The organism is bacterium (genome assembly GCA_016702305.1).
In the GTDB taxonomy this organism is placed as follows: Bacteria; Electryoneota; RPQS01; order RPQS01; family RPQS01; genus JABWCQ01.
In genome coordinates, this window is the sequence record JADJEH010000001.1 from 411,288 (window position 1) to 434,904 (window position 23,617).

1 protein-coding gene is annotated in these 23,617 nt (G+C 57.5%); it reads left to right on the forward strand.

The window, feature by feature from the left end; all coding sequences use genetic code 11:
- The first annotated feature begins 313 nt into the window (after positions 1-313).
- A complete protein-coding gene (locus tag IPH10_01680) occupies positions 314-23,533 on the forward strand; it encodes a proprotein convertase P-domain-containing protein (GenBank protein MBK6909638.1) in 23,220 nt (7,739 codons plus the stop codon).
- Positions 23,534-23,617 lie beyond the last annotated feature (84 nt).

The window sequence follows — 23,617 nt, forward strand, 5'->3', positions numbered from 1 at the left end:
GGTCAGACCCAATTTTATAAGTTCTTGATTTCCAGCATAGCCAAAGCACAGCCGCTCCCGCAAGCAGATGCTATTGCATTCTGCAAAACGGGGAGCTTGTGTTTTTTTCCTCAAGCTGGTTTGATTAACGACGGATGCGTTCATGCCAGATTCTAATCCCCCTTTCGATTTGAACAATCAGTTCATGACCACGCAAGTTATCCACAATGCCCACAGGGTGAACAACCCGCTGAGTGGGCATTCGGCATGCGTATCCGACGCAGCCCCTTCCCCACGGACTAAGAAGATTTCCCATATTCAGGAGAATCACAGAATGAGGTCCAAGACTCTTTTTGTGTGGCTGGTGAGTTCCATCAGCTTGATGCTCTGCCTGCTGACGCCCCAAATGGCATCGGCGCAGATCAACGTTGACCCCGAGGTTAACGCCTTATGTATCGAAGATCCGGCCCTGCCGTCCAACGGTGTCGTTGACGAGCTGACGGATCGGTTGCAAATCACCGTCCGCGCAGCGTACTCCGATATCTATTGCGATTCGGTACGCGCCGGTTTGGATCCGAGCCCTCCGGGACTGCCGCCGGGTTTGGAAAACCTCGGTGAGCTGTTGCCGCTCGTCCCCGTCGCCATCTTTAGCTGCCCGTCCGGTGTGACGGACTTGCTCTATGAGATGACCGTCAACGTGACGCTCGGTCAAGGTCTCAATGGAGCAGCTCTTGATAGCTGCTTGGTCATTGCTACTCTTACCTTCTTCCCCGGCGGTGCCAATGTGGACGCGGGAGACGTGGTGGGTACCGGTGTGACCTGGCTCGGTTACGATGATGACGGCGAAGTCGCGATTCCAACGGTCTGTTTGGACTTCGGCTTCACGTTTATCGCGCCGTGTGACATTCGCTCCGGCTGCGCGCTGATCAACTACCGCGAAGGCGGCGGTATCGCGTTTGACGGTATTGTGGCGATCGGCGACACGGTGTGGATGGATTCGACCGTAGCCGCGTCCATTGATACGATGGCTGCCGGTGACACGCTCGTTTGGGACGGTTCGGCGCTGACCTGTGATATCGCCGACGTCAACCTGTTCTACAACGATACGATTATCGTTGCCGAATGCGCGTGGGAAAACGGATTAGTGAATGCTTGCCACAACGACACCATCTGGCTGTACTACGTGCAGTGGGATGCAGCCGGCGGCGACGACTTCTTTGACGGTACCGTGGTGGATTCGGTCCCCTGCGTGCGCCCGATTGACAACTCGCCCCCGACATTGGACCAAGCGTGCATTGACTCCTGTACGATTACTCAGAACAACTATCTCGATAACGACACCATCGCCGGCTGCGGCGACGTGTTTGTTATCTGGATGAGCACGATTCAGAACGGCTTCCCAACCCGTACCGATCCCGATTGGAACTGCGACGGTGACTCGGTGCTGGAAGACGTCTCCTTGGCGACTCCGTGGTATGTTGACTGCGATACCAATTCGCAGAACTTCGACGTATCGTGGATGGCTGTCCGCCTCCGTGACATCGTCCCGCTGGACAGCTTGTTCCCGATGAACGAAGATTCGATTGACCTGCTGTCGCTGGACAGCGTCTGGGTGTCTGCCCGATTTGGTACGACGGCTAACCCCGGTTCGGCCAACGACCTCATGTACATTGAAATTCCCATTGATACCGTTTGGTGGGATTATGTTCAAATGTGCGTTCTGGAAGGCTTGATTGACGGCGACACCATTTACGTGCACTCCATTGACGACGCCGGCAACGCCTCGAACGCGTCACCGTTTGGTGACTCGGTTGGTACCTTGGTCGGCTGTGACGCCTGTTTGGACAATGTGCCGCCGGACCTACCGGGCAGCGACATCTATTGGTCGTACGACGGCGTTGACAACTTCTGCAACCAGCGCTTCTCGCCGTACGACAGTGCGCTGGCTACGTTCTACATTAATCTGTCGCCCGACTCGATCCGCTGGTACTTGGACGCGGTGGATTCGGTCTATGACACCACGAACTATCTTGATGTCCTTGAAAACGTCTACCTGATCGGTTTTGACGTACGGCAGATTCCTGACGACGATCCGGACACCCCGACGGGCGCTCCGATCACATTGCTGGACTATTTCCACCCGATGGCCAAGCCGGATTCGATCAACTGGGATTGGCGTTCGCCGTACGTCCCGGGCATTGACTCGAGCGCCTGCTTCACCTGGTATGGTAAGGACGGTCCGGACAGTCTTGATCCTGATTTTGACTTCTTGTCTGACTACTGCCCGTGGGGTATGCTGGTCGGTATCACTGAAGCGCGTTATATGGACGCCGGTGGTTGTAACGCAGTCCTGGGCTCGGACCACGACGGCAGCACCAGCATCCTGGACGGCTACACGCAGCTGAATGCCCTGTATTCGGTTGTGGATTCCTGCTTCCCGACGACGACGATCACCTTTGATCTCGATACGCTGGAAGGCCCGGCGTTGGGCCTTGGCCCGGACTACGGTTCTGTTAATGATCCGTACCTGTGGACGAACGGCGAGAACTACCCGTTCTTGAAGTTCAAGGCGCGCCGCTTCTACACGCAGGGTATGATTGACACGTGCCTGGCTGAGCAGCTTTGCTACACCGTCAAGATTGACTCGCTGTACACGCAAGGCCCTTGGCCGTTCGCTGCGGACTCCTTCTATATTAATGAGGACGACGCGATCAATGGTGGATCGGATACCCGCACGTGCCGTCCGATCGAGTTCTTCTTTAATGACATCAACTCGGATACGATCAGCTTCGAATGGGAGTTTGACGGGCCGGGTGACACCGAGATTCCGGACGGTCTGTATTGCCTGTCGCTCGAACTTCAGGACAATGCCGGCAACGTCTTCGTCGGTGACACGATCTGCATCTGGAAGAACGGCCTGGGCCCGGCGATTGACTCCGTGGCCGTGGTCAACGACAATCTCGATTGCACAACGAACTTCTTCATTGGCGAGTCGCTGTGCGTCTGGATTCAGACGGACACGACGGCTACGGAAGTTCTGTTCGACTTCTCATGTATTCTGAACATTGACAGCGTGGCGCCGGATCAGGACACGGTCCTTGTGACGACCCCGTACGCGGCCACCAACACGTTTAAGCGTTGGTACGCTTGCCTGCTGATCCAGCCGGGTATGGTGGATTCGTCGAATACCGACCTGAACGACTACCGCATTAATCCGTACGAACCGGATTGCGAAGATGCGGGCGAGTACGGTATCATCAGTGTAATCGCCTATGACTCGGATGGCAATTCGACCGAAGCTACGCAAGATGACGGCACGTGCGTGATCGCCCTGCTCGGACCGAGCCGCTGCCCGCGCATTGTTGGCCCGATCGAGTTCTGGTACTACGATCCGGATACGGTGTTCTCGCTGGAAGCGGACATCAACGCCAACTACACCGATATTTTCAATTTCGACAATTTCGGCCCGATGCCTGATTGGAACGCATTCTCCCCGGGTTCGGTTGACTCGGCCGGTGCGTACAATTCGATGACCAATCCGGCTCATGATCAGGTCCATGACTCGATCTGGGTGCGTTTGCTGATTGACACCCTGTCCATCACGCAGGCTGACAACTTCGGCGACCCGTTCGACGATGACGTTTACCATGATACCCTGGTGGTCGAGTTCCGTAATCCGGACAACTCGCGTTCGCGTTACGTGCGCAAGCCGTTGTTCCGCCCGGGTCCGACGTGTACGAATTATGACGGCATCCCGCCCTGCCAGGATCCGCCGGACAACACGATCTACGACGGCCGTCTTGAACTGGACGAGCATGTCCAGGCCCTGGCCGAGTTCCGCTATATGTGGAACGGCACGTGGTTCGTGAATGCCGGTGCTGACAGCCAGATGCTGGTGCCGATCACTGGTCAGGACACAATCATTGTGGCCGCCTGGACGGTTGACGGCGACTCGATGGTGGATTCGATTTCGGTTGACTCGATCTTCTTCCTGGTCTGCGACACGACGTTTGCGGAGCTGGACGTTGACAACGAAAATCCGGAATTCCTCGAATGGACCGGCATTGCGGCCGGCGTTCGCGAAGAAGATACGCATAGCACAGCTACGGTAGATAATATCGGCTGGGACGGCGATTGCGGTTTCCGCTACGCAGAAGGCGACACCTTCCAGCTCGTTGTGCGTGCCAGTGAACAGGTTCACTACGATTCGTTGGCCTATCCAAATACTGACGGCTCCGACTATGGTGTCGGCGGTATCGGTGACTGGATTGAAACGGGTCAATGGCAGATCTCGCTTGTGGATAGCACGGCTGGTCTGCTGATTGAGAATCCCGACAATCCGGGTACCTACGTTACGGTCGAATTGCTCTCGGTGACGCCGGATAGTCTGGCCAACAACGAGTGGCAGTACACCTTGGTGGGTACGCTGTCGAATCTGCCGGTTGATACATTCATCTATAATGCATGTTTCGTGATCCGCGGCGCGTGGGACCAGGGTGGTAACCCGGGTCGCTACAACGAGCCGTCGTTCAGCGATGCATTTGAAGATGACAGCTTCGAAGATACAACCTTCTGTCTGCATTTGATTCCGTGTGATCCGTGGGCGGCCGGTTGTCCGGACGTCTATGGGCCGGACAATATCCTGGGTTGGATCGCGCCGGAAGATACGAACATCACGGTTTGCGCGACGATTATCGAAACGTGCGAACTGACGATGTGCACGCCGGGCGTGCGTGAGGATTCGCTGCGCGTGGTCGAAGGCGACTTCCAGCGTATCACGGACGACCCGAATCCGTGGATTCTCCCGGATTCAGTCGGCGACTGGTTCATCTACTATGGTCCGTTCGGCGACAGCCTCGGCTGGGCCCGTATGTACTATTGGCAGTTGCGCGCTGACTCCTCGGATCTGGCCACTATCTGGTGCGACGGCGACTTCCTCGACTTCGAGATTCGCTTCGTCAGCTGGGAAGGTGTTCGCGATTCGATGACGTTTGACGAATGCGTGCAGGTTGACGTGAACGAGCCGCGCTGGGTTGAGTGGAATCTGTATGACAGCACGGGCACGATCCTTGATGAATTGGACGGCGCGCTGCCGTGCGCTCAGCCTGACCAGACGATGACCCTGATGGGTTGCGTGTGGGATAGCGGTGTTGATTGCGAAGACGGTGAAGGTATCGGCGTTGACACGTCCATGATCTGGGCTGACCTGTCCCAGTTGCTGCAAGACGCGGCCGCTGACTCGGTCGAGCCGGATTGCGTGGTTGTCCAGGGTATCTACACAGGCGTCTATCCGTATGTCGGACCGCCGGTGCAGATTTTCGACAATAGCACGTCAACCGCGGAAATTAATGACCCAGATGCTGGTGACATTCTCGATGTCAATGTGACGATCGGCGATCTCCAGCATACCTACGTCGGTGACTTGGCCCTTATCCTTGAGAGCCCGAATGGAACGCAAGTAACCCTCGTGAACGATGAAGGTGGCGACGGCAATAACTTTGTCGGTGTGATCTTTGATGACGAAGCGGCTACTGATATTACGTCCATCAGCGCTTCGGATGATCCGTTTACTGGTTCGTACTATCCGGAAGGTTCGCTCAGTGACTTCGACGGTGAGAATCCCAACGGTGTTTGGACGCTCTATGTCAATGACGACACTGGTGTGGATGAAGGCTTCCTCAATAGCTGGTCGCTTGAGATCACCTATCAGAACGGACCGGAACTCAAGGTTCAGGCGTTCTGGACGTTCGTACCCGACTCGCAGTTCTTCTGTATCAATACGGTGGATCCGTGGTTCCGCTTCCATGCGGCCCATGACATCATCGGTCACCATGACCGTGAGCTGTACATGCAGGATACGCTGAACTTCTGCAGCGACTGCGTTCCGCCGTACATCTATAATGCCGAAGTCTACTGTGAATGCGACACGTTGCTCGCCGGTGTGGATCCGGAAGAGGAACAGGGCGACCTGCACTTCTTGAGCACGGGCTCAGATGTCCGCATGGTGGTCAACATCGCCGACGTGGACAGCGATTCGAGCCTCGGCTTGGCCTACGACTTCATGTGGGCAGACCTGTCGTCCATTGACACGACACTTAGCTGGGAGCAGGGTGCCTGCTTCTGGTCAACTGAGACCGAAGCTGGTGACACGACCGTCGTGATTTGGGGTGATGTGACTGACTGTGCCGCGCCGGGCTTCTGCGCGGGCAACACGCCGATCGAATTGAACGCGGTCTATAACAATGGCGAAACGATCTATGTCCGCTTTGCCTTGGCCGACAGTGCCGGCAATGTTGACACCGTGTTGTATGCGGTCGGTGTTTACGACTCGCTGCCGCCGATTGTTGACTTTATCTACACGATTGGTGATGACTCGATCCGCGGCTATGTGTCGCCGGGCGATGATCACATTCATGTCTTCGCAGACATCAACGGTTACGCCGCTGACCTCGTCAGTGCGCCGGAACATGTTTGGGCTGACTTCTCGCAGTTCCAGTGCGACTCGGCGTCGAAGTCCTGGTATGACACGGTCTATGCCAACTACGTCGAAGACCTCGGCGGCGGCAACTTCCGTGCATGGTGGGGCTGGTACCCGGGCAGCTGGACTGGCGATCCGTTCGATCTGACCTATTTGATCCCGGGCGACACGACGTCGCTGCCGTGGGATACGCTGTCGGCCTGCGAATCCTGCTCAACGTGGGAGATCGGCGCCGAAGGTACCTATGACTCGCTGTGGGTCTACGTAACTGACGCTGCTTGCAACGCCGGTCAGCACTTCAATGTCTGGGAAGCGTCGGGTTGCGACTCGACCACTCCGGGTCTGGACAGCGTCTGGGTTTGGGGTAACAACTGTGAAGTCGGCTGGATTTCGTCCACGCCGCTCGACAGTGGTCACATCGAAGTCTGGGCTTGGATGGACACAACGTTCAACGAGCTGATTGACACGTTGATGATTGACTCGCTCCAAGTAAATCTGATTCAGCTTGGTTCGCCGCGCTGGGATCACACCAACTGGTCCACGCCGGAGTTCTTCGGTGGTTGGCCGGTCTATGGCACGGATCCGACGCCGGACTCGACCAAGTGGGAGATCATTGAAGTTGACGGCCGCAACCGCCTGGTCGGGAAGTGGCTGTGGTTGACCGCGGACGGTATGGGCGACTGCGAGCAGGTTATCGTTCCGGTGAAGTCTATTCGCCAGACGGGCCTGGGCGGTTCGCACGGATATTATATGGATGTCGAATACGGCTACGCCCGTGTTGACACCACGCGTCCGGTCATCTATGATATGCGCGTCCACTCGAACACGACGACGATTGCCGAAACGACGTGGGTGACGCCGAACTATCCGCTGTGCGTGGAGTTCTGGGCTTACGATACCTCGTGCGATCCGGAAGAAACCGATCATATCGGCTTCGACCTGACGCATGGTGAAGGCGGCCCCGGACCGTGGATCTCTTTCCAGTGCGGTGGCATTCTGGATTCGCTGTGGACGTGGGACACGACCGCGTTCGAAGTGACCTGGTACAACGGCTGGAACGGCGTGGATCCGATCGACCTTGATTCGGCTTCGCGTGCGGACAGCATCTGCATTAAGTTCACGGGTCAGCCGGTCTATGACGACTCGTGCAACGCGATTGATTTGGATGATCTCGAAGGCTGCGTCACCGCGTACATCGAAGACTGTCTGTCGAACCCGGCCGTCCCGGTTACGAAGACTGTCACGACGGACGACCGTCCGCCGATGTTCGTCAACAGCTTGCCGTGGGGTGATTACACGATCGCGACGGGCTTCCCCGGCGATCCGGACATCAACGGCATTGACTCGGTGCTGGTTCTGCAGAATTCGAACTACGGTCTGGACTGGGATAGCACGATGTTCGTCTACGTCATCGTAGACAACGCTCCGGGCGACACGCTGATGTCGTGGGAGAAGACGTACATTGACTTCACGGGCTTCATGAATGACGCCCTGCAGTATCCGGACTCAATCTACTACAACATTGATGGCAACCACCGCGACTCGATCCTGTGGGTTATCCCGCTGTACGACGACATGGGCGGCGGAGCGCTGTTCAATACGAATATCGTCTCGGATCGCTACTGGTGGCATCTGTACCTGAGCGACTCGCTGTGCAACCGTGCATCGTTCTACTGCATGGACCTCGACAGCGCAGTCTCGTTCACGATCCAGAACTGGACGTCGCCGACGACCGGTATGCTGCTGCTGTGCGATTCGAATACGGTGGCCGGCTCGGACACGGACTTTGTTGACATGTTCAACATGGATCTGTGGAATAACGAAAAGGTCTCGCCGGACGAAGCGAAGGAAAATCTCTACAAGATCTGGTACAGCGATGACAGCGGCTTCTGGAACTGGTACTCGCATGAAGATGTGAACCAAACGCGCTTCTTCGTGTTTGTCGAAGACACGGTCCTCCAGAGCGACGACATTGACAACGACAACGACGGTCTCTTTGACGAAACAGGCGAAGGTGTGGACTTCTACACCGCCGACCTGCGCATCAACGAGTTCCCGCAAGTTGGCCACGTTGACTCGATGAACGTTGAAGGCGTGTGGATTAACTACCTGTGGTTCGCTGATAACTTCAGTGAAGGCCGCTATGATGTGAAGCTGTACATCAGCGACATCTATGGCCACCGCGACACGCTGGCGTGTGGCGACTTCGCACTGACGTTCTATGAAGACGAAACCTGCCCGTACGGTACCGATATCTATGCGTATGACGCGGACGAGACCGATACCAACCTCGTAACCTGGTGCTGGAACGGCGCGTTTACGGGAAGTGTGTCCCCGAATGGATTCACGGCAGACGACAGTATCTTCGTCGGTGACGACTTTGATTCGTTGGTCGTCTTCCTCTACGATCCGATAATTCTTGACCAATACGCGCGTGGTTCGGGTGTGGACTTTGACACCACGACCACCGTGGACAGCACGAACTGGAACGCCGGTCTGGCGTCTTCGGTCCGCTTGCTTGATCCGAATGGCGCAGAAGTGGCCTTCGTACAGGTCTATGACACGTCGGATGGTTTCGCTTACGACTCCAAGCCGATCTACCTGATTGACCCGACCGGCAACGCGTTGGAAGGTCATCCGGACGGCGAGTACACGATCAACGTGGTCGCCCTCGACAATATGGGCAACAGCTGCGAGTACAACTGGACATTCGTCCTTGATCGCACCTGCCCGGATATCGCCGACTTCTTTGTGACGCATCCTGGCCAGATCGTTCCGCAGGCTGACCTGTTCACTTCGTGGGACTATGTCGAGCTGCGCGCGAACGTCTTTGACTCTCTGGGCGTCTTTGAGAACGTCCGCTTTGACTATGCCTTCGACGCCAACCGTGACGGCGAGGTGGATGCCTACACCTACTGGCAGACGCGTAACATCTGGGTTAGCGGAAGCTCGTCGGAAGATGGTCATCCGGAATGGCCGTACGCGGCTTACTGGAATATCCGTAACCTGACATGGAACAGCGAAGACACGCTCGGCCTGCCGCCGGTCAATCCGGACAGCTGTCTGAACACGTGGTTCGTGCGCGTCCATGCGTGGGACAAGTTCGGTAACTACTGTGCTGACACGATTACGGTTCACATTACTGACGATATCGCCCCGCTGGCTTATATCAGCAATGTGGATGGTGACGATACTCCGCAGAGTGCATTGATTGAGTGCTTCGAGCCGAACGTTGATACCGATTCGCTCGTTGAACTGCGTGCCTTTGACTTCCAGGGTGGTCTCTATGATCCGCTGCCGGGCGACACGACGTTTGCCGTGTTCTCGTACAGCAACCCCGAAACCGACCTCTACTTTGACAGCAGTGATCCCTATGAAACGACGATTCAGGTCACCGAAGACTTCTCGCTGCTTGACGTAAACGTCGTCCTCGAGAACCTGGATGGTCCCTATCAGGGTTGCCTCTATGTCGAGTTGGAAAGCCCGAATGGTACCATTGTTACCCTGATGGACGATCAAGGTGAGTGGTACTGGGAATGGACGGAAGCTGACATCGTCCTCGACGACGAAGCGTTCATGGGTATGGAATTCTACGGCGATGAGTTTGCGGACAACGACGCATACTGGCCGTACGAAAACCTGTCTGTGTTCGATGGCGAAAGCTCCCTGGGTACGTGGACCCTCCGCGTTTGGGATGACTGTGGTTATTCGGGTGAGCTGGGTGGTTGGGGCCTTGTCCTGACCGAGCGCCCGATTGGTGGTTTGGCGACGTATCAGTGGTTCGATCTGGCCAAGGGTATGTTCCAGTTCAAGTACTTCGAAGCGCCGGGCGTTTATACGCCGGGCAATGCTGATCCGGCCACCGGCTGGGTGACCATCCAGACCCCGGGTCAGGATTCGGTGACCTACCGTCAACCGGGCAGCGAAGACTTCGTCGCGATGTGGAACATTGCCGGTCTGCAGAGCCATCAGTACAACCTGCGCTTCTTGTCCGCCGACGTTTGCGATAACGTCGACGCTCTGAACACGCCGGTGATCACGGTGCGCATCGAATGCGATACCACCGCGCCGCTTGCTCTGATTTGCTTCCCGACGCCTGATCTGTGTGTGACGAACATGCACTGTGACACCACTGCGTGGGTCCCGGTTCAGTCCACCGCCCCGATCATGTCGGATGTTGATTCGATTGCCTACTTCTTCGTCGACTCGCTTTCGGTTCCGGGCCTGGGTATCCACCAGTTCATCGGCGGAACGAATAGCGCGGACAGCGTCGTGAGCGGCTGGGCGTACTACCACTCGACGGCTTGGAACACCGACAACTTGTTGTCCGGTTGGTACTGGCTGTATGCAGTGGCCTATGATGACGCCGGCTTGTATGACACCGATCCGATTTGGACCCGCGTCTTCGTGGACAACACGGCGCCGATGGTTACCGAATGCTGGATTGGCGACTACAACAGTGGTGATATGTTCGCCTCGATTCAGACGGTGGGCGAAGGTAACTACTTCTATCTGCGCGCCAACGCTGAAGACAATATCGGCCTTGACCACAACTGTGGCATCTCGGGTGTTCAGTTCCAGTTCCTGGATCGCTTCGGCAACTGGAAGAACCTCGAATCTGCGAACGATTGGTACGAAGCTTGGGGTGCTGACGTCTATTGTGACTGGAACTACGGCTTCGTCTACGAGCCGAGCAGTAATGGTTACTACGAACTCGGCGTGTACTTCCAGGACTTCGGCAATAGCCCGCTGGACAGTGTTCGCTTCCGTGCCTACGCCATTGACAACATCGAAGGCGAAGGCTGGGGCCAGAACAATACGCAGGGTGATGCGAACCGTGACTGCAACCTGGATCGTGATCTGACCTGTGGCGAAGAAATCTGCTGCAGTGCCATCGAGATCCGTGACGCTCTGCCGGAAGGCACGAATCTGTGGTGCTTCAACCACGCGTGGTTCCAGTGGGGTCTGCCGCAGTACAGCGCGCCGACGACGCCGATCTTTGACGGCGACAAGTTCTCTGTCTGCAACTACCAGACGCCGCTTGACACGATGCTCTTCGTGGCCAATGTCCATGAAGATGTCGAAGACGAATGGCTGATGTACTTCAAGTACTGGCGTGCTGACGGCAGCACCGACACGTTCGACATCCCGAACGACTTCACCCTGAACCCGGCTCTGCCGCGCAACGCTGATGGCGCCGTCGTTCTGGAAAGCACGTGGGATAGCGTCTATGTCGTGTGGACCGGCGCGCGCGCCTGGTTGGATTCGGCTGACGCCGCTGACGGTCTTGAGTACGCGCGTTGGGACTTCGTCGCTTATGTCGAAGACCTGACGGGTAATCAGGAGCCGTGGTGGAGCCAGAACACTTGCTTCATCAACACCTTCTGCCCGCCGAACACGCCGATTACGGATGTTACCTACGTCACGAACGACGTGGCCGATCCGGAAAACCGGGTGCGCGTGACTGAAGAAGTCTCGTGGCAGGATGATGTGACGGATACGGTTGAGGTTCTCTACAACCGCACGACGGATTATGGTTCTAACGATCCAGAAGCGCTGGTCCAGTTCTATGTGGACGCCGACGCTATCCGTAACTGCCACGCTGACAGCTTCGATGTCTTCAACGTCGAACTCTGGCAGCTTGCCGACAACGGCGAACTCGAAGCGCTGTGCGATGAAGGCGAACTGGTTGACTTTGACTACTTCAGTTCCTTCAAGGCATGGGATCAGTTCCCGCCGGATATGGGTACCGAGCAGTATGAATTCGGAGTTTACTTCGACAATTCGTACGCGCCGGGCACGTATAACTTCGCGGTGGTTGTCAACTGGGTCGGCTACGACGGCGTTGAGCTTGACACGCTGAACGAAGGCGACACTGACTGCGACGGCAGCGTGGAAGAATCCGACTTCACGCGTATTGACCTTGTTGTCCGTATCGTGAACGTCAACGAGCCGCAGGTTGTGTTCTGTTACCCGAACTACGGCGATGTATGCGGTGCGCACAACACCGTTCCGCTGTCGGCTAACGACGTGTCCGATCCGAACTACTTCTCGGGCGACATTGACACCGTGTGGTTCCAGCGCTGGGATGGCGATTCGTGGGTGGCTGTCACCGACGCGATCACCGGCCGCTCGTACGACACGCAGCCGGGCACTGCCACCGTGCGCTTCGAACTCGATGAGAAGGAAGTGCCTGGTATGGCCGGCTGGTACTACAACATGAGCGGGAACAACACGGACCCGGTGTACTCATGGTACGCCGACCGCGACCTGTTCCCCGACGTGGCTGTGTATATTTGGGAACTCGACCAGTTCTTCCCGATGGCCGACGGCGGCGCGGGCTTCTGGACGGCCGACATCTACCTGAACCACGGCGACGACGCGTGTTACAACTACTCGTTCGTCATTGACGCCAACGACAATAACATCTGGGAAAATCCCGGCACCGACCGCTGGGTTGACGATCCGCGTAATCTCGATTGGGAAGACCAGGATCCGATTGCCTACGACCGCTGCTCCGATGACCAACTTGATTCGTACGAAAGCTACGAGACTGCATTCTCGACGCTGTGTCTGTGCGAATACGTTATTAACTTCAACAGTATCACCGTCGGCGACGGTCACCACGAGTTCCGCACTGTGGTCGGCTGGCACGACGATGTGGCCTACCATGTGATCGAAAACCCGGCGCCGGGCGACTCGCTGCACGTGTTCTTCGTGGATAACGATGAGCCGGGTGCGACGCACGACATCGAGTTCGATAACTTCTGGTTGAATGGTGGCCGCTGCGACACTGAAGACTTTGCCTACTTCGTGACCGACATTCAGCCGGTGGATGGCGACTACAGACTCGTGGTCGAAGACATCTGCGCGGTCATCTATCAGGTTTCGCTGACTTCGAATCCGCAGCAGGATTCGAGCTGGCGCAACGTGTACACGGTGTACTCGAATGACGACATGGGTTGGACCGAGGCTTGGCCGGGCGAATGGGAAGCCTACAACCCGCTCGAAGACGATATTGACAACGACGGCGACGGCCTCGTGGACGAAACCTACGACGTTCAGGCCGGTGATGGCCGCGGCGAAGAGAACACGCTGTTCTGGAGCCGTTCGATCGTAACCGACCATTGCGGCAACACGTACTGCACGAATGCCGAAAGTCTGTGGGTGGACGTCAGCGAGCCGCGTGCCTGCGTCGAATTGATCGGTGGTATTGAGCCCGGCGTGAACGGTAACGATGTCATCATCGTTCCGGACAGCCGTGATCTCGAAATCGTCGCGGTCAATCAGGATTATGCGGGCTTCGATCCGTCTATCCTGGGCGTCTTCCAGTACCGTACGCTGAACCCGATCGGCCCGTGGACGAACATCCAGGCTGACGAGGCGAGCAATGACACCACGCGTCACGACGGCGACACGCTGCGCGCGACGTGGGACCTGTTGACCTACTTTGAAGAGACCGGCAACGATCCGGAAGGCTGGTACCAGCTGCGCGTCATCGCCATTGACACGGTGAACAACACCGATATGTGCGATAACGACGTCTGCTACGTCACCATCCGCCTGAACGATAATCAGCCGGCTGCTCGCATCGCGATCCACCAGATCATCAGCGAAGGCGAGGAAGTAGCGAGCTCGTGCACGACTGATTCCTCTTACTACATGCAGACGGCGGATGACCCGTACTGTATCCAGGCCGTGTTCGCCCCGACGAACATTGATACCGGTTTGGCTTCGATTACCTTCCAGTATGCCGAAGTCAGCGGTGATGTGGTCTCGAACTGGCGCAACATCGAAACGATCTATGATCCGATCAATAACGGCCTTAACGGCGACACCACGCAGTGCGTGTACTTCCAGCCGCAGCCTGAAGACGTCGGTGATCAGGAGATCTTCTGGATCCGCGCCATCGTGGAAGACTACAATGGCAACGATACGTCCGACGCTGTGGTTCTGTACATTGACGCTCTGCCGCCGACCGGTGCCGGTACGGCCGTAACGACGGCTGAAGTGGCCACCGCTTGCGGCGACCGCTGCTGGCTCGACATTACGCCGGGCGCGGCCATGATCAACATGCTGTTCGACGCGGATGAACTGTCCGGCGAATTTAACGAAGACGAAGTCTGGCTGACCGCGGTACGCGAAGACAGCAACTACTGGTACAACTTCGGCGCGATGACTCGTTCCGACGACGACGAGTGGTACTTCGACTTTGGTGGTGACCTGTGTGATTACTGGCGCGACCGCCAGGGCGACGCTGGCCTTGACTACGGTTGCTACATCTTCACGGTGCACTTCACGGATTGCCAGGGCAACGAAGACAGCGTGCAAGTGTCTACGACCTGTGACGGTCAGACTACGAACCTCGTTTGCATCGATTGCTACCCGGCCGTTCCGGAGCACACTGATATTCAGTCGCTGTCCTTCCAAGGTTACGACTGTGTTGAGGAAGACTGGACGACGTTGTACGACAATATCCTTGACGGCACCACTGAAATCGGCGGCGAACAGGCTGTCTCGGTGGCCGGTGTGATTCCGTCCTACGAACAGGATATCTGGTACATGGTGCTGTATGTTGAATCGGAAGATGCCGGCGTGGCCGCCACTGCGGTGGACACGTTCTGGTGGAACCCGACCTACAACTCGCACGAATACCCGGGCTGGAATATCAGCTGGAACCTCGCTGATACGACGGATGAAGGCGCTGCCATGTACCCGAGCGGTTACTACCGTGTCTGGGCCCGTGCGCACGACGCCATCTGCCAGATCGAACCGATCGAAATGCTCGATGAATTCTGGGTGCACGTTGACCACGCTGAACCTGTGGCCGACATCACCGAAGTCAACGGCGAGCCGGTGACCGAAGAGAACACCTGGATCGAAATCAACGCCGGCGAAGACAACCCCGCCACGTTGTGGATCGAGTGGACCGATGGTCTCAACCCGGATGACTCGACGCAGACCAATAACATCGTCGAACTCTGGTGCAAGAATATCTGGCACCCGAACCAAGCTGACGCGTGGACGCAGTGCGGCACCATTCCGAGCCCGTGCAACCCGCATTATGCCGAGCTTGACCTGACCAACATCACTTGCGGCGATTCCCTGCACGTCATTGCGATTGCCCAGGATCGTTGGGAGAACGGTGACCTTGACGTCGAACGCGTCATGAGCGCCTTTGATGAAGGTCACGCGATTAATATCTACATCTTCGATACGACCCCGCCGTCCTCGATGGTTTGGTCGGTCGGTCTCACCGAAGAACCGTGGTGTGATGATGACCGCGACCAGGGCGTTAACGGCCTGTGGATCGTGGATCAGCAGACCAACACGGTCAGCGTCGGCGCACTGGGTGACATTCATGACATCTGGCTGCAGGCCTTCACGACGATCGGTGACGATTGGCCGAGCATCAACGGCGACGTCGAGCGCGTGTACTTCGAGTACAGCTTCGACGGGACGACGTGGTTTGAAATCGGTGTTGACGAGGAAGACAGCGAACCGTGCGCGTGGGAAGGCGAACAGCCGAACCCGTGGTGGGACGGTGTTGACCATGACATCTTCTGGTCTGTGGTCTGGGATGTTTCCGGCATGGCCGGCGACGTCTGGGTCCGCAGCTGGGCGCAGGACGAGTGCGGCAATTCGGAGGAAATGGAAAGCTACATCGTGTCGTTCGACGTGATGGCTCCGATGGCCCAAGTCTTCGTCTGGGAAAATGGCGTCAACGTTGATCAGCTGGAAACCTGTGATAACTGGACCGAGCCGCAGATTGGCGACAGCGTCGAACGCTTCACCATGCTGACGGTGGGTGCTTGTGCCGATGAAGTCGAAGGCGACGCCTACGGTGCGCATTGGTTCATCAAGCGCGCTGAAGATCACCCGCTCGAAATGTGGAGCTGGTGCTACTTCGGCGACGATTCGACCGGTCCGTTCTCGGTGAACAATGTTGACCTGTGGCACAACGACTGCCCGGCGCCGCAACCCGGCCTGTGGTATGACGTTGCAGTGCTGACAACCGATCAGGCCGGCAACGAGCTGACCTGGACGCAGTTCCTGAACTACGGTCAGGGCATGACGGTCGAAGAAAAGTGGGCGTGGTTGATGGCCAACGGTTATGTCAAGCGCTTCTATGTTGCTGACACGCAGGCCCCGACCGCTCACGACCTGCAGGCCACGCCGGATTGCACGCCTGATTCTTCGGTTATCTTCCTCCACGGCGACATTACGCTGACGGCGGAAGTGGATGACGAAGATGTCGAAGCCGTTACGTTTGCCTTCCTCGAAGTCGGTTCGAACGGCCCGTGGACGGTGATCGAACGCGCATCGCGTGAACATGGCATCCAGTCCATCCAAGGTCCGAACGGCGAGTTTGTACTGGCCGAAGGCACTTGGAATACGGAACTGCTGAATGGTACCTACTGGCTCGGCGCGTTCGCGGAAGACAACTTCGGTAACATGGACGGTGATCTGTCCATGGGTGCTGAAGGTCGCCCGGCGCAGGCCCTGTGGCAGGTGAACATTGATAACGAAGCTCCGGAAGCCCTGATCGTCGAAGTCTGGCGTGACGGCGTCCCGGTGACGAATATTGAACGCGGCGCTGAACACACCTTTGTGATCAACGCTTCCGATAACTTCGGTCTGCGTCAGGTCCAGCTCTACTACCGTGCACAAAACGGTGAACCTGCAGCTCTGGCCCTGATTGACACCGATGGAAACTTCCCGTACAGCTTCAACTGGACGGCGCCGACCACGATGGTGGTGACCTGGCAGTACGACTTCCTCGCCGTGGCGACTGACCTCTGCGAATGGACGGACATGTACGATGCCCAGGGCAGCTACCTGGTGGATTGGACCGCGACGGTGGTGGATGAAGAGGCTAACCTGTCGATCACCACGATCGGCGGCTACCCGGCCGAAGAAACCCCGCACGTCAACGGTGAAAATGTTTGCATCGAAGTGTCGAGCGAGCCGAACCTTGATTACGTTCGCTTCGTCTGGATCCGCGGTGGCGACACTACGGAAATCGAGACGATTCAAAACCCGGTTGGCACGATCTACTGGAACCTGTGCGGTTGGGATGTGACGACGATTGACGAAGGTCCTGCGCAGCTGTGCGCGATCGGTTCCGCCGACCTCGGCGGTGACCTGGTCACCATGGCCCAAGACTGCCGCAACATCGTCATTGATCACAGTCTGACCTGGACGTTGACGGACAATATGCCGGATTCGCATGGCTTGGTGGGCGGCTACTGCTCGCTTACCCGACCGCTGGCGATTGACGGTAATCCGGATGACATCTGGGTGCGTTTCAACAACCAGCTTACCGATGCTGGTCTTGACACGGTGTGGTTCGAATGGAAGAACGCTGCTGATCCGAACGACGATACGTTCTGGTCAGGAATCGGCTACGCCTATCAGGATGCCGGTGTGACAGGCAATTGGATCTACTCGTGGGATGCCTACGACTACTTCGAAGGTTCCTGCCTTACGATCAGCCTGCGCGCGGTCCTGAGCGACAACGCCGTCCCGACCTCGAACCTTGCCTACGTGCTGTTTGCTGACAGCGTCCGCGTAGATAACTGCCCGCCGGATGTCCAGTTCACCAACGTGAACGGTGACATGTCACCGGAAGGTACGGTTGTCCCGTGGGGCGAAATTGTCAACATGGTCGCTACGGCCCAAGACATCTTTGGTAACGGCGGCAACAGTGATGTGGACAGCGTCTGCTTCTACGGCGGCAATACCGTTGACGAAGTTGACCTGATTTCGTGCGACACGCAAGGCCCGCTGTGGTCGGCGCAAGTGGCGACGACCGATATCGGCCCGAACAACAACTACTACCTCCGTGTGGTGGCTTGGGACGAGGCCGGAAACTGCAGCGAACATGCGATCACGATCTATGTGGAAGACTCGCAGTTCCAGCGCGCTTGCATCGTTGGCTTCGACGCCGACAATGAATTCGCTTGCAACGACTACCTGTACGCCGTGACCGACGACTGCGATACGAACTGGACCGCTCAGGTGCAGTTCCAGATCTCGCTGAACCAGGGCGGATCGTGGATCCCGCTGGCTGACGCGGTGAACACCCGTGTTGACCAGTGCAACGAATGGCTCGGTTGGCACCTGTGGCAGATCACCCTCGAATTCGACGAATACCCGGCCAATGCATGGTTCCGTGCCGTCGCCTGGGATGAAAGCGGCAACGTGGATCCGAACGCGGCGATCTGGCGTCGTCAAGACGTCACCGTCACGGAAGAAGTCCAGATCTGGACGCCGGACTGGGTGCGTGTCCCGAGCAACGGTGAACAGCAGCCGTGGGTCCTGACCACGTTGGAAGACTATACCGAAAACTGCCTGATCGAGGCTGGTGTGGTGTGCATCGAGCCGGAGGCTGGTTCCAGCTTCTACGCCGGTGAACTGCCGCTGAACACCAGACCGTGCCAGCTGGAAGACGAAGATGGTCAAATCACGGTCTTCACCTCGAACAAGGTGCAGCAGGGTGATAACATCTTCACGCAGATCACGACCTACTCCATGGATATCCATGAAGCCAATTACCAGGGTGGTTCGAACGGCACGCTCGTCAGCGAAGACGGCGCCCTCGAAGTGACCATCCCGGCATGGGGCACCGGCTGGGCCGGCTCCCTGTGGTTCGAGTCGTATCTGCCGTCGCAGTCGCACAGCCTCGTGCCGGCTTACCAGTACTACTACACTCTGATCTCGAACGTTGTGGAAATCCAGAGCGACGACCTTGACGATCTGGATATCGTCCAGCCCGCGTCGTCCTTCCGTATGCACTTCGACAACAGCCTGCTTCCGGAAAATGCGGAAGAATGGCAGGTGGTCGTGGCCTACTGGAACTGGGATGATGAAGATGAATCCGGCCAGTACAACGGTATGTGGCAGGAGTGGGGCATCACCTACAACGACCGCGATCTTGAAAACGGCATCGTTGACTTCCAGTGGACGCCGGATTGGGATGTATCCGATCTGACGAGCGTTTGCCCGGATCGTGCGCGCTTTGCGGTGTTCATCACCTCGATTCGCCCGATCAGTGAAAACGTCCATCTGAACAACGGTGGCGACTGCGACCCGTCCTACGACGAATCCGGTCTCAACTACTACAACGGCGTGCCGGTCACTGACTGCAACCCGCAGTGGTGGGTGGTCCTCGGCCAGGGCGAATACCCGCCGACGCCGGACCGTGTGGACGTGTGGCTTGATGGTATCCGCATCGTGAACGATGGCGAGCCGGCGTACACGGAAGGCTGGTACGAAGAGAATCAGTGCGACGGCTATGACGTCTTCATCATCGACTACGACGAAATCACGGGCATCATGGCCGTGTCGTTCAACCCCGATGCGAATTCGTGCGGCCCGTGGTTCGGTTGCCTGACGCAAGGCACCCACACCATCCAGTACTACCTGGATGACCGCCCGACTAACGTGACGCCGTTCTACGTGGATCTTACGCCGCCGACCGCGCATACCGAACCGACCTACATTGGTGATGTCAGCATCACGCTGTGGGCCGACCTGGTGGACCGCGAATCCGGTATTGATACCGTGAGCGTTTACCTTGACCTCGCCAACTGCGGCGTCGAGAACAGCCAATACGTGCACGAAGTGACAGCTGAAGCCATGACCTTCGAGCCCATCTATGAAGACGAAGCCCTGATCGGTTACCGCGCCTCTGTGACTGTGCAGTGGGACGGCCTGATTGACAACATCTTCTACGATTGGTACGACGAAGAGACAGGCTACTACTTCGGTACGGATTGCCCGCTGACGCTGTGCGCTCACTGGCACGTCTACAACAACGTCTGCAACTACAACGATGAGACCCAGGATTATCGTTACACGGTGGACATCGTGCCGCCGGTCATCACGCCTGTGTCGCCGATTGGCGCCGCAATTGACGATGACGGCGACGGTACGCCGAACGAAGATCCGGTGGACTGCTCGAATAATGACGGCGACTTCTTCTGGACCCATGATTGGGGCTGGTCGGATCGCTACGACGAAGATCCGATCAACTTCGCGGCTGACACGTTCAACTGTGGCGAGCGTCTGCCGATCCAGGGTTCGATCAGCGATTGGGGCCGCTGCTGCTACGGAGCCGCCGGCGTCAACCTGAGTGGTGTCCAGTTCGTCATTGACGGTGTCGCCTTCACGGCCGCCGACACGACGAATGAAGGCCTGAACTTCTTCATCAACTCGCCTGGCCAGAATGACTTCGTCTTCAACTTCGGCGGTCCGACCTCCGGTGAAGCCGCGGACATGTTCTACACGCCTGGACCGCACAGTGTCGCGATGTTTGTCCCGGATAACGCGGGTAACATCGGTACGACGGACGCCCAGTCCATCACGTGGAACTACTACGTGGCCTGCCCGGGACCGGCTGTTGACTTCAACGAAGGTGCCTGTGGTACGTGGTTCAATCCGGAATACGATTCGGAGAACCCGGTCGAGTTCAACTTCATCGTGACGACGGTGGCGAGCGCCCCGATCGCGCCGAACGGTATTAGCTACACGGTCTCGACTGTTCCTGATGGCATCGTCGTCAGCGGTCCGACCACGGTTGATCCGGCCGGTGAAGACACGGTGGAAGTCGAAGTGATGTTGGACGGTTCGTTCCCGGATGGTCAGACCGGCTTGGCCGTGACCGTCGAGACGCGTAATATTCACTTCGTTGCCGGCGGCGACAATAACGGTTACAACATGTCGGCCCAGACCTATACGGCAGACGGTTGCGAGCCGGTTGAGACCGCGCACTTCCCGGCCACTGACGACAGTGTCCAGAATGAAGGCAACGTGGTGGTCGAAGTTCAATACAACGATGATTGCAACGGCGTGCTGTTCAACATCGGCGATGGCAACCAGACCCTGACCAAGGGTATGTCCGCCGCGTCGCGTGTAACGGGCAAGGGCAACGTTGCTTCCAAGAATGAAGCCTCGATCGGCCGCGATGAGCGCGAGACGCTGGACGACAACGGTTCAGGTATCATTACCGACCGCGTGTGGTTCGTCGTCGTCCCGCCGCGTGGCGAGGTCCTGCGCTACGAAGACGAAGAAGACTTCATCGAACGTACACGCTCCAGCGCCAAGGTCGTCCTTGTGGATCCGATCGCCGGCGTGTGGACTGTGAACGCGTACGCTGAAGACTGCGTGGGCAACCTGGCCACGTGGACCTGGACATTCCGCGTCCTGAGCACCGGCCCGATCGTTGAGTTCGGCACGGTGGAAGACGGCAGCTGCCAGTACAATGGCTTCTGGAACCCCGACTTCCCGCTGGACTTCACGGCCACGGTTCAGGAGAACGACGGCGCCAACGTCCGCAACGGCGACATCGCCGCGCACTTCGTCGGCCTCTATGACAATGACGGTCAGATCACCGAATACGATCTGACGGCGAACGTATCGCTCGACATCAACCCGGCGTACGACAACGGTAATACGAACCAGACGTTCACGGTGAACGGCACAGCGACCTTCGGTGACTTCGGCGGTCATGGTACCCCGAATGACATCCGCATCGTCCTGACCGCCGGTGACCAGTACGGCATGGTTACGGAAATCGTGCAGACGTGGGTCGTGGACGAGACGGCCCCGGTGGTTCAGGTCATCAGCCCGCTGGATAGCAGCGTGGTCAACGGTGATCTGCCTGTGACGATCAGTGCCCACTTCTTCGACGACGAAGAATTCAGCGCCGTCGGCATGCCGGGCAACGACATGCTGCTCGATAAGAACGTCACTCCGGCGACGGGCTTCATCGGTACCGGCAACAAGGGTGAGAAGGGCGATAAGGTCAGCACGATCAGCACCACCAAGCTAGACCTTGGCGCCTGGCGTGATGCGCTGTCCCGCGGCTTCTCGAGCCTTGACGGCAACAGCGGCGTGGATCCGCAGTGTATCGAGATGTTCCTCCACAATCACTCGACGGGTGTTCGCACTGAGCTGACGCCGGAATCGGTGATCAATGGCGGCATCATTACCTGGTCTGGCAACCTTGAAGACGGTGCCTACAGCGTCATCCTGACGGTCTGTGACTACGTCTGCAACACGAGCAGCAAGGTCTGGAGCTTCCAGGTCGTTGGCTTCGAAGGCTGCCTGAGCGAAATCTACTTCCTCGAACCGTTCCATGTGTCGGCCATGCCGCATTGCTTCGAAGCCAGCTTCGAATGTGATCAGGTTGACCGCAGCACGGTGACGATGACGCTGGAAGGTGCCATGCTGGTGGACGACCAGCTTGTCTGGGCCCCGATCGTGGTGGAAGCGCCGGTCACCTTCAGTGAAGGCGTCGCTTCCTACTGCGCTAACTTTGACCTCACTGGTCTGCAGAGCATCCGCGCCACGTTGAACGGTTCGTTCAGCGGTGGTGCCCCGATGGCGCCGATCACACAGGTCTATACGGTAGACACCGGTGCCCCGATCTTCACGAATGTTGATCCGGCTTCCGATCCGGATAACCCGCTGGCCATTGGTGAAGCCCTCAACTTCCGAGTTGACTTTGCTGAAGTCGGTACGGTTGGTCTGGATCCGGAAAGCATCCGCATCTGGTGGACGACTGAAGATGGTGGCGCGATTGAGGGTACGTCGAACGTCAGCATCGCCGGCAACGGCCTGACGGGCTACGCAACCCTGGCCCTCGGCCCGCAGACAGCTGGCGTGTACTACCTGCACGCAGACGTGAGCGACCTGGCCGGCAACCGTGCGACCGAGCAGTGGATGTACCGTGTCGGTCACGAGCAGATCAATCTTGGTGGCGAAACGTACAACTATCCGAATCCGTTCACGAAGGAAGACGGTCACACGACCTTCGTCCTGCCGATCGAACCGGGTTCCGGTGACGGTGCGTACGTCAGCATCATGATCTACGACTTCTCGGGCCGCTTCGTCGCGAAGGTGTTCGATGGCGTACTTGCCGATAACAACGCGTCCATTACGTGGGCCGGTACCAACGACAAGGGCGAAGAAGTCGCCAACGGCGTGTACCTTGCCAACGTTAAGGTCACGGGCGATGGCGTCACCTTGAACAACATCGTGAAGGTCGCCTACAAAAAGGCGAGCAACTAATCAATAACCCGGTGGGTGGGGAAGGGCAACCTTCCCCACCCCTGAGTTTTCCCAATTCCGGAAGATGAAATACTTGAGAATAGC

Coding starts and splice junctions, on each gene's coding strand:
- IPH10_01680 (MBK6909638.1), top strand. CDS start 314: ATGAGGTCCAAGACTCTTTTTGTGTGGCTGGTGAGTTCCATCAGCTTG.